At 63.0% G+C, this 9,174-nt stretch carries 6 protein-coding genes; 2 read left to right on the plus strand and 4 right to left on the minus strand.

All coding sequences use genetic code 11. The annotated features are described in order from the left end of the window. Positions 1-266 precede the first annotated feature (266 nt). Entirely contained in the window at positions 267-704 is a 438-nt protein-coding gene (locus NZM16_RS06905; RefSeq protein ID WP_295448467.1) for a VOC family protein, read from the minus strand. A 402-nt stretch (positions 705-1,106) separates the two neighbouring features. On the opposite strand from NZM16_RS06905, the gene NZM16_RS06910 reads away from it, so the two are divergent. Further along, positions 1,107-2,573 carry a menaquinone biosynthesis decarboxylase gene (locus NZM16_RS06910; RefSeq protein ID WP_295448464.1) on the plus strand — a complete coding sequence of 489 codons (1,467 nt, stop codon included), beginning with the start codon at positions 1,107-1,109 and terminating at the stop codon, positions 2,571-2,573. A gap of 163 nt (positions 2,574-2,736) precedes the next feature. Here the strand turns inward: NZM16_RS06910 and NZM16_RS06915 are convergent, their stop codons facing one another. The 3 genes from NZM16_RS06915 to NZM16_RS06925 form a co-directional block, all read right to left on the minus strand. Further along, positions 2,737-5,205, minus strand: a complete 2,469-nt coding sequence (locus NZM16_RS06915; RefSeq protein WP_295448462.1) for an ATP-dependent Clp protease ATP-binding subunit — start codon at positions 5,203-5,205, stop codon at positions 2,737-2,739. A gap of 600 nt (positions 5,206-5,805) precedes the next feature. After that, the gene (locus NZM16_RS06920) at positions 5,806-7,011 is read right to left on the minus strand and encodes a S1 RNA-binding domain-containing protein (protein ID WP_295479534.1); all 1,206 of its coding nucleotides are present in this window, start codon (positions 7,009-7,011) and stop codon (positions 5,806-5,808) included. 478 nt (positions 7,012-7,489) lie between these two features. Next, the gene (locus NZM16_RS06925) at positions 7,490-8,293 is read right to left on the minus strand and encodes a biotin--[acetyl-CoA-carboxylase] ligase (RefSeq protein ID WP_295448456.1); all 804 of its coding nucleotides are present in this window, start codon (positions 8,291-8,293) and stop codon (positions 7,490-7,492) included. A 327-nt stretch (positions 8,294-8,620) separates the two neighbouring features. Between NZM16_RS06925 and NZM16_RS06930 the strand changes: the two genes are divergently transcribed. Continuing rightward, the gene (locus NZM16_RS06930; RefSeq protein ID WP_295479537.1) at positions 8,621-9,076 is read left to right on the plus strand and encodes a GatB/YqeY domain-containing protein; all 456 of its coding nucleotides are present in this window, start codon (positions 8,621-8,623) and stop codon (positions 9,074-9,076) included. Positions 9,077-9,174 lie beyond the last annotated feature (98 nt).

The raw sequence follows: 9,174 nt of genomic DNA on the forward strand, positions 1-9,174 counted from the left end.
CCCGCTGGGTGTTTTTGGTCCTCCGGCTGTTTGTGGGGGCGGGGGGGGGGTCGCGCCCCCCGCCCCCCTCCACTCCGGCTTCTTTCATTCATTCCCCCCAAGGTTTTGCGGCGTGGGGAGAGAGAAGGAAGGAAAGAAGGGCAGGCCCTGAATCCTCCGCAAGGCCACCGGGATGGTAGGAGGGCCGGAGCGCGGCGAACCAGCGAGCAACGATTCGGGGCTGGTAGCGGAGCCGCCTGCCCCCGATCTCTTGAAAAGGAGACTGGTCAGCTCCCTTCCGTGCCCCCCTCGATGGGCCCTCCTTCGCCTTCCTCTGAGGACTTACGACGCCGGGGAGCTTTCGGGAGCAGCGACTGAACCACATGCAGGGGATTCCCATCCGGGTCGTAGAACGTCCCCAGCACCATCACACCCGGGATCTCAACGAGATCTCCCACCCGAACCCCCTGGCGCTTCAGGCGATTGAGGACACGTCGGGCGTTGCGCACCTCAAAGAGAGCGCCCCCTCCGGCATTCCCTACCGGCCCTTCCGGGCTCTGGTGCAGCAGGATCCGCGGTCCCCGCGGCGGGCCAAACTCCACCCATCGCCCCTCGGGGTCCTCCCTGCGCATCGGCAGGCCCAGGGTTTCCTCGTAGAAGGCCTTGGCCCGCGCCAGATCCTGCACCCGATACAGCACCCCCTGAACCTTGCGCACGATTGGCATCCTGACCTCCTCCGTGCTTCAGGTTACCTTCATCCCATAGAAGTTACGCAGTTGGGAGCGCAATCGCTAAGACAGGGTGCCCCCAAAGCCTCTCGAGGAAGCAAACAGCGTAACTCCTGCTCCATTATAACCATTATATCGGCATTGGCTTGTTCTAATAGAAGAAAAGGTTTGCTCATGTTCAGAACGCGTGCCGCTGGCTGGGTCGGATGGCGGGCAGGGGTTTGGGGGAGGGCTGCCCCGAAGGTTGTGGGGAGGGGACATCGGTGGCATAGGCCCGGCCTAAAGCCGGCATTCCGTGAGCGCCTTCTGCGTTATCATTAACCCAGTTCACTATGCTTCCCCTTTCGAGCCATATTTCAGAACCTGATCCGGCACCCGCGCTTCATAGGAGGCGATTCGATGGCTTATCGGGATCTTCGGGATTTCCTCAACCATCTGGAGCGGGCCGGGGAGCTGATCCGCATCCGCGCCCCGGTCTCCGCCGAACTTGAGATCACGGAGATCGCCGACCGGGTGATGAAGGGCCCGCCGGCACGCAATAAGGCGCTCCTTTTCGAAAATGTGGACGGCAAGGGGATCCCGGTCGTCATCAACCTGTTTGGATCCCCGAGGCGTATGGCGTGGGCGCTGGGGGTGGAGGACCTGGAGGATCTGCGGCGACGGCTGGAGGCGCTGATCCGTCCTGAGGTCCCCCAAAGCCTCGGCGAGGCGTTCGAGCGCCTGGGGAGTGTGCTGAAGACCTTGCGGAGCATCGGGCTCGGCCCTCGACGGGTTTCCCGGGCCCCATGTCAGGAGGTGGTGGAGACGGAGCGCCCCTCGCTGGAGCGCCTGCCGATCCTGAAATGCTGGCCGAAGGACGCCGGCCGCTACATCACCCTAGGCCAGGTGATCACCCGCGATCCGCGCACCGGAAAGCGCAATGTGGGGCTATATCGCCTCCAGGTCCATGACGAGCGCACCCTGGGGGTCCACTGGCAGATCCATAAGGGCGGCGCGGAGCATGAACGGGCTGCCCGGGAGGTGCGGACGGAGCGGATCCCGATTGCGATCGCCCTGGGGGGCGATCCCGCTTGTATGTGGGCGGCAAGTGCGCCCCTTCCTCCGGATATCGATGAGTATCTGCTCGCTGGATGGCTTCGGGGACGGCCCGTCGAGATGGTTCGCTGTATCACGCAACCCCTTGAAGTCCCCGCCCACGCGGAGATCGTCATCGAGGGCTACATCGATCCTTGGGAACAGCGCACCGAAGGCCCGTTCGGCGATCACACTGGCTATTACACGCCGCCGGAGCCCTTCCCGGTGATGCACATCACCGCGATCACCCATCGACGGGATCCTATCTATCCCACTACTATCGTCGGCCGGCCGCCGATGGAGGATTACTGGATGGGCCAGGCCACGGAGCGGCTGTTCCTTCCGCTTGTTCGCCTGTTCCTCCCCGAGGTGGTGGATTACCACATGCCCGCCGAAGGGGTTTTCCACAACCTGGTGATTGTGAGCATCCGCAAGCGGTTCCCGGGCCACGCCCGCAAGGTGATCTTCGGCCTGTGGGGCCTGGGGCTGCTGAGCCTGGCCAAATGCATCGTGGTGGTGGACGACTGGGTGGATGTTCACGACTTGTCCGAGGTGGCGTGGCAAGCGCTGGGGAACGTGGACTGGAAGCGGGATGTAGTGATCGTGGAAGGACCTGTCGATCACCTGGATCATGTCGCACCGTTGCGGGCGTATGGAGGGAAAATCGGCATCGATGCCACCGCCAAGGGGCCGGAGGAGGGGCATCCGCGGGGCTGGCCGGAGCGGATCGAGATGAGCCCGGAGATCCGGGCGCTGGTGGATCGGCGATGGGGAGAATATGGGCTGGAATAAAAACCCCAGGGGGGAGGGGGCCTGGCCCGTTTCCTTACGAAGTCTCTTGGATGGGACTCGACGCATGAGGTTGCACATGGCGTAAGAGGTCAAGGCCAGGAAAACAACCGGGGCGGCGCGTTCGAACACGCCGCCCCGGCAGATCGCTCCTACCGGAGGCCCATCATCCCTCCACCATCAGCGCGGGAGGCGGGGTGAGCTCCTCGATCCCCTTCGGGCGGAAGACCAGCTGATCTCCCTCCAGATCGATCACCACCGTATCTCCCGGCTGGAACTTCCCGGCCAGCATCCCCTCGGAGAGGGCATCTTCCACCAGGTTCTGGATCACCCGACGCAGCGGCCGCGCGCCGTATTCGGGATCATATCCCTTATCGGCCAGGAAGGCCTTGGCAGCCGGTGTGGCCTTGATGCTTAGGCGGTGCTCCTTCAGGCGGGCCTCCACCTTGCCCAGCTCCAGATCCACGATCTTCAGAATGTCTTCCCGGCTCAGCGGCCGGAAAACCACCACCTGGTCCACCCGGTTCAGGAACTCGGGCCGGAAGACCTTGCGCAGCTCGTTCAGGAGCTTCTCCCGCATCTCCCGATAGCGCCGCTCCAGATCCACCTCCTCTTGCTTCTGGGTCGGGAACCCCAGGTGGGCCTTTCGGATGGTTTCCGCGCCGATGTTGGAGGTCATAATCACAATCGTATTGCGGAAGTCCACCTTGCGGCCTCGGGCGTCCGTCAACCGGCCTTCTTCCATGATTTGGAGGAGCATATTGAAGACATCGGGGTGGGCCTTCTCGATCTCGTCAAAGACGATGATGCAGTAGGGCCGGCGGCGGACGTATTCGGTGAGTTGCCCGGCGTCCTCATAGCCGACGTAACCTGGGGGTGCCCCCACCAGGCGCGAGACGTTGTGCCGCTCCATGAATTCGGACATGTCCAGCTGGAGCAGGGCGTCCTCGGAGCCGAAGAGGAACTCCGCCAGGGCCTTCGTCAGCTCGGTCTTGCCCACCCCGGTGGGCCCAAGGAAAATGAAGGAGCCGATCGGCCGACGGGGATCCTTCAGGCCGGCGCGGGCCCGCCGCACCGCCCGGGAGATCACACCGATGGCCTCATCCTGACCCACGATGCGCTTCTTGAGCTCTTCCTCCATCTGGAGCAGGCGCTGGGATTCGTCCCCGGCGATGCGGCTCACCGGGATGCCCGTCCACATCGCGACGACCTCAGCGATGTCCTCAGCGGTGACCTTCGGCCCCTCGTCGATCTCGCTGCGCATGCGCAGCTGTTGAAGCTGTGTCTGAAGCTCTTCTTCTCGAGCTTTGAGATCCGCCACATCCTCGTAGCGGCGCTCGGCCAGGGCCTCCTCCCGCTCGCGCTGCACGGTTCGCAGCTCCGTGTAGACCTTCTGGAGGCTGGGCCAGCGGGAGGCTTTATACATCCGCACCCGGGCCGCTGCCTCATCGATCAGGTCGATGGCCTTATCCGGGAGATAGCGTTCGGGGATATAACGGGCGGAGAGGCGAGCGGCTGCCTCGATCGCCTCGTCCGTGATGGTCAGCTTGTGATGCTCCTCGTAACGATGACGGATGCCTCGCAGGATCTCGATGGTTTCTTCAATGGTAGGCTCCTCCACCACCACCGGCTGGAATCGACGCTCCAGCGCTGCGTCGCTCTCGATATACTTGCGATACTCATCGAAGGTGGTGGCCCCAATGCATTGAATCTCCCCCCGAGCCAGGGCGGGCTTCAGGATGTTAGCGGCGTCCACTGCGCTGCCGGCCGCTCCGGCGCCAACCAGCATATGCATCTCGTCGATGAACAGGATGCAGTCCGCGCTCTTCAACTCCTCCAGCACCCGCTTCAATCGTTCCTCAAACTGGCCCCGATACATCGTCCCCGCCACCAGGGAGGCCACATCTAACTGCAGGACCCGCTTGCTGAGGAGCGGCTCGGGGACTTCGCCGGCCACGATGCGCTGGGTTAGCCCCTCCACAATGGCGGTCTTGCCCACCCCAGGCTCCCCGATCAGCGCCGGATTGTTCTTGGTTCGACGGGAGAGAATCTGGATCACCCGTTCGATCTCCTGCTCCCGCCCAATGACGGGATCCAGCTTCCCTTCCTCGGCCAATGCGGTCAGATCAATGGCCAGCTGATCGAGCAAAGGCGTCTTTGGGCGTTCCCGCCGGGGTCGAGCGGCTGCGGTCGTCTCCTGGATGGCCCGATTGGTTTCCCGCCGGATCTGCTCCAGGGATAGCCCAAGGCTCTTGAGGATATCCACCGCCATCCCATCCCCCAGGCGGACCAGCCCGAGGAGGAGATGTTCCGTGCCAATGTAGTGATGACCCATCCGCCGGGCCTCATCGACGGCCAGCTCGATCACCCGGCGGATCCGGGGCGTCAGGTCGGGCTTGCTGTGGGGAGTGCGGCGGCCAGGCCCTGACATCCGAAGAACCATCTCCTCGACCTTCTGGGAGGTCACCCCCAGGCGTCGGAGCACCTGGCCGGCGATGCCGTTCTCTTCTTTGACCAGGCCCAGGAGCAGGTGTTCGGTGCCGATGTAAGTATGGTTCAGGCGTTCGGCTTCCTCCTGAGCCAACGCCAGCACCCGCCTGGCCCGCTGGGTGAACCGATCCAGCTTGCTAGACACAGCGTCCTCCTTTAAACCGACTGCAGGATTTCCAGGGGCGAACGCGCAGCCGGTTCTGCTTTTAGTATAACACGCCGCCCCTTTTTCGGTTAGTTTAGGTATTCCGCCATTGACGCGCCGTCTAAGAGGTGAGATGAACTTCTCCGCTTTCTTCCCTCCTCCCATGGCCCCCAGGGCCGTGGGGGGAGGACGCCAGGAGACGTTCGGATCGAGATACAGAAAGCGGGGCGCTTGAGGCGCCCCGCCCTCCTGAATTCGGCGGCGAAGGTTGAAATCAGGACGTTGGGTGAACGGGCCGCGTGACCTCCAGTTTGGGCGCTTCGCTCGTGTCGAGCGAGCTCCGCTGGGGAGGGGCCTGGCTCGCTTCCCTCCCCGGGGCGCTGGGATTGGAACGGACGCCCGAAGTCGCATTCAACATTCGTGCAGGCCGGAGAGCCCGCTGCCCCATGGCCGGAAGGGGCCTGATCCCCTCTCCCTCCAAAACCCCCGCCCGCAATCGGGTCCATCCAGCAATATGGGTTTCTACATGAGCCGATGGAGACCCCTCTCTGCCCGCAGCCCTCGGGGCCGCGGGCAGAGAGGGGCGGTCATAGAGAATGCTCAGGCAGGTTCCTCTGGACCCTTTTCCTCGCCAGCTTGAAGGCGGGCCTGGGCCATCTCCCAGTCCAGCATGGCGTATTCGGGGGCACTGACCCGACGCAGGCTGAGGGCCAGCCGCCGGTTCTCCTGATCGATCCGAATCAGGCGCACCACCAGCTCTTCCCCTTCCCGAACCACCTCTTTGGGATGATGGACCCGGTGTTCGGCCAACTCGGAGATGTGAATCAAGCCCTCCACGCCCGGGAATTCTTTCAGCGCTGCGAAGGCCCCGAAGTTGGTCAATCGGGTGATCACCGCCTCGACCAGTTGCCCTTCTCGCAACTGAGACACCGCCTGCTGCCAGGGGTCCGGCTCCACCCGTTTGCGGCTCAGGGCGATCCGCTTCCGCTCCCGGTCCACGCTGATGACTTCCACCTCGATCTCCTGACCGACGGAGAGGATCTCGCGGGGGTGGCTGACTCGATGCCAGGAGAGCTCACTGATGTGGATCAGGCCATCGGCGCCGCCCAGATCGATGAACGCCCCAAAGTCCGCTAAGCTGATCACGCGCCCCCTCACGCGCATCCCGGGCTCGAGCCGAGCCAGCAGTTCTTCCTTTTGGCGACGCCGAAGGTCCTGCTGGGCCGCTCGCTCCGAGAGAATTAACCGGTTCGCCTCCGGATCCGCTTCGATAATCCGGGCATAGATCCTCTGGCCCACCCGACGCTTCAGCCGTTGCTCCACGGGCAGCTTTTCTTCGCCACTTTCCTGAGGAACCACATGGGATGCGGGGATGAACCCGCGGAGACGTCCGACTTTCACCACCAGCCCGCCCTTGTTATAACCGTTAACGGTGAGCTCTAGGATCTCCCCATCCTGCATCAACCGGCGGGCTTGCTGCCAGTCTTCCTCCATAAGCGCTCGCTGGAGCGAGAGCAGGATGTTCCCGCTGCGATCTTCAGGGTTCACGACCTGAACCTGGATCACATCTCCCTCTCGCAGGACCTCGCGGATCTCCCTGGGCATCCGCTCCAGCTCGCGGCCCGTGATCACCCCTTCCGCTTTCATCCCGATATCTACCAGGATCTCCGTGGGGGTGATCCGGACGATCGTCCCCCGCACGATATCCCCTCGCCGAAGCGAGGAGGGGGCCATCTCCAACCATTCGCCCATCTCGGTCATCGCGCTGGTGTTCTCGGGGCGATCCTGCCGGATCTCTTCATTCATCCTGGGTATACTCCTGATAGCGGGTTATGATCTTTCAAGAATGTATCGCCGTTCAGGTTTCCAGCAAAGGGCTTTCCCCAATTATAGTCAGTCAGGTGGGATTCGGCAAAGGTCGTGCCTTGTCCATCGGATTCGGAGTTTGGGGGCTGAGCTAAGGACCTTTTGCCCCTGGCCCAGCCTCCCAAAGACATTTCTCACGCCATGTGCAGCTTTCAAGCTCTACCGCGGGTTTTGGGGCTGGGGCGCCACCTTCGGCGGCGCCCCAGCCCCAAAAAGTTTTTTCTCCTCCCCCCCAGGGTCCCTGGGACCTTAAGGAGGGGGAGAAAGGGGGAAGGGGCCATTGCCCTCCAAAACCGGGCTGCGGTTCCCCAGATCTCCCATTCATCACTGGACAAAGGGTTATCCGAAAGACGGTCGGGGGAGATTTTTAGGGGCAGCCAGTTCGCCCCAGGCGGATGGGCCTGGCTGCTGAATCTTTCTACAACCAGCGCAGAGAGACATCGCCGGCCAGGAAATATTCTCGACGTCCATCCGGAAGGCGCAGCCAGAGCCCACCCTCGGCGCTTACGGATTCCGCGATGCCTTCCTGGACTTCCCCAGAGGCATAGATTCGGACCGGTTGGCCCAGCATCATCAGGCGGGCGGCCCAGCGTTCGATCACACTCGCCCCCTCGTTCCACTCGTCATATAAACGAGCGAAGGCCTGCAACAGGCCTTCCAGCACCGCAAGCCGGGAGACCGCGTGTCCCATGGTATGGCGGATGCTTCCCAGGATCTCCACAAGTTCGGAAGGTGCTGCCTCAAGAGGGGTATTCACATTCAGGCCGATCCCTACCACAGCGAAGGTCGGGGGAACGGACTCCACCAGGATCCCGCCGGCTTTCCGCCAGGTGCTTGCTGGCGCATCCCGGCTCCGACTTGGAGGGATCATGATGTCGTTGGGCCATTTTAGACCTGCGGGGCAGCCAACCGTCTCGATGCCTTCCACAGCGGCCAGCCCGGCGATCATTGTCAGTTGAGGCCAATCCCCAAGCGGGCGGCGGGGACGCACCAGGATCGAGATGGCCAGCGCCACCCCAGGCGGGGTCCACCAGGAACGCCCCGCCCGCCCTCGCCCTGCTCGCTGGGCATCGGCCAGCACTACCAGGCCCTCCGGGGCTCCCATTTCCCCCAGATCCCGGGCGATGTCATTGGTGGAACCCACCTCCTCATAGAGGTGGAGATCCCGGATCCAGGGGATCCTCTCCGCCATCCGAAGCACTTCAGCCGGATCCCAGCCCATCGCGCCCCCTTCGCCTTAGAGCCCCCAAAATCCGGAAAATTTGTGAGGAACGAATGGTGGGGCCCGATTCGCTCCTAAAATAGGTCTTTGGGAATTGGCATGGCGACGATCGGGTGCATTCCTTTAAAATTTCTTTCCTCGCTTGTCCGGACCTCTCAAGAAAAAGATAATGGGGATGTAACGGCCCCATGACCATGGTCATTATCTACCCTGATCCGTTCAGCTTCAAGGGTGGAAACGGTCATCGCTGATGCCGGGCAATCCTCTTCACCCTGAGATGGATGAGCCAAACCCGAGCGGGGTATCTCAATGAGGAGGAAGGAATCGATGGGTTTAAAGGAACGGCTTCAGGAGGACCTGAAGGCGGCCATGCGCGCGGGGGATGAGCCCCGCAAGACGGCTATCCGGATGGCGTTGCTGGCGATTCGCATGGCGGAGGTGGAAGCCGCCCGTTCGCTCAGCGAGGATGAGATCCTGCGGGTGCTTCAGAATGAGGTCAAGCGACGTCGTGAGACGCTGGAGGAGCTGGAGAAGGCCCATCGGCCCGATCGGCTCGCTGCGGAGCGGGCGGAGCTGGAGGTCCTGCTGGCTTATCTTCCCCAGCCGCTGACCCGGGAGGAGATCGAGGCAATGGCGCGGGAGGTGATCGCGGAGATCGGCGCTGCTTCCCTGGCTCAGATGGGGGAGGTGATGAAACGATTGATGCCCAGGGTCCGCGGCCGGGCGGATGGTCGAGAGGTCCAGGAGATCGTGCGCCGCCTCTTATCCGAGGGATCCTCGTAAGCGATCAGGGATATTCGCCGCGGCCGCTGAAGGCCGCCGCGGGATCGGACCTGATTCAGCGTGATGCGGTTGATTCTTTCCTTGGGGGTTTGGGGAGG

It is taken from the genome of Thermoflexus sp. (assembly GCF_025055495.1).
In the GTDB taxonomy this organism is placed as follows: Bacteria; Chloroflexota; Anaerolineae; order Thermoflexales; family Thermoflexaceae; genus Thermoflexus.

Excerpts from the sequence above, each read along its gene's own strand:
- NZM16_RS06910 (WP_295448464.1), top strand. The coding sequence starts at position 1,107 with ATGGCTTATCGGGATCTTCGGGATTTCCTCAACCATCTGGAGCGGGCC.
- NZM16_RS06930 (WP_295479537.1), top strand. The coding sequence starts at position 8,621 with ATGGGTTTAAAGGAACGGCTTCAGGAGGACCTGAAGGCGGCCATGCGC.
- NZM16_RS06905 (WP_295448467.1), bottom strand. The coding sequence starts at position 704 with ATGCCAATCGTGCGCAAGGTTCAGGGGGTGCTGTATCGGGTGCAGGAT.
- NZM16_RS06920 (WP_295479534.1), bottom strand. The coding sequence starts at position 7,011 with ATGAATGAAGAGATCCGGCAGGATCGCCCCGAGAACACCAGCGCGATG.
- NZM16_RS06925 (WP_295448456.1), bottom strand. The coding sequence starts at position 8,293 with ATGGGCTGGGATCCGGCTGAAGTGCTTCGGATGGCGGAGAGGATCCCC.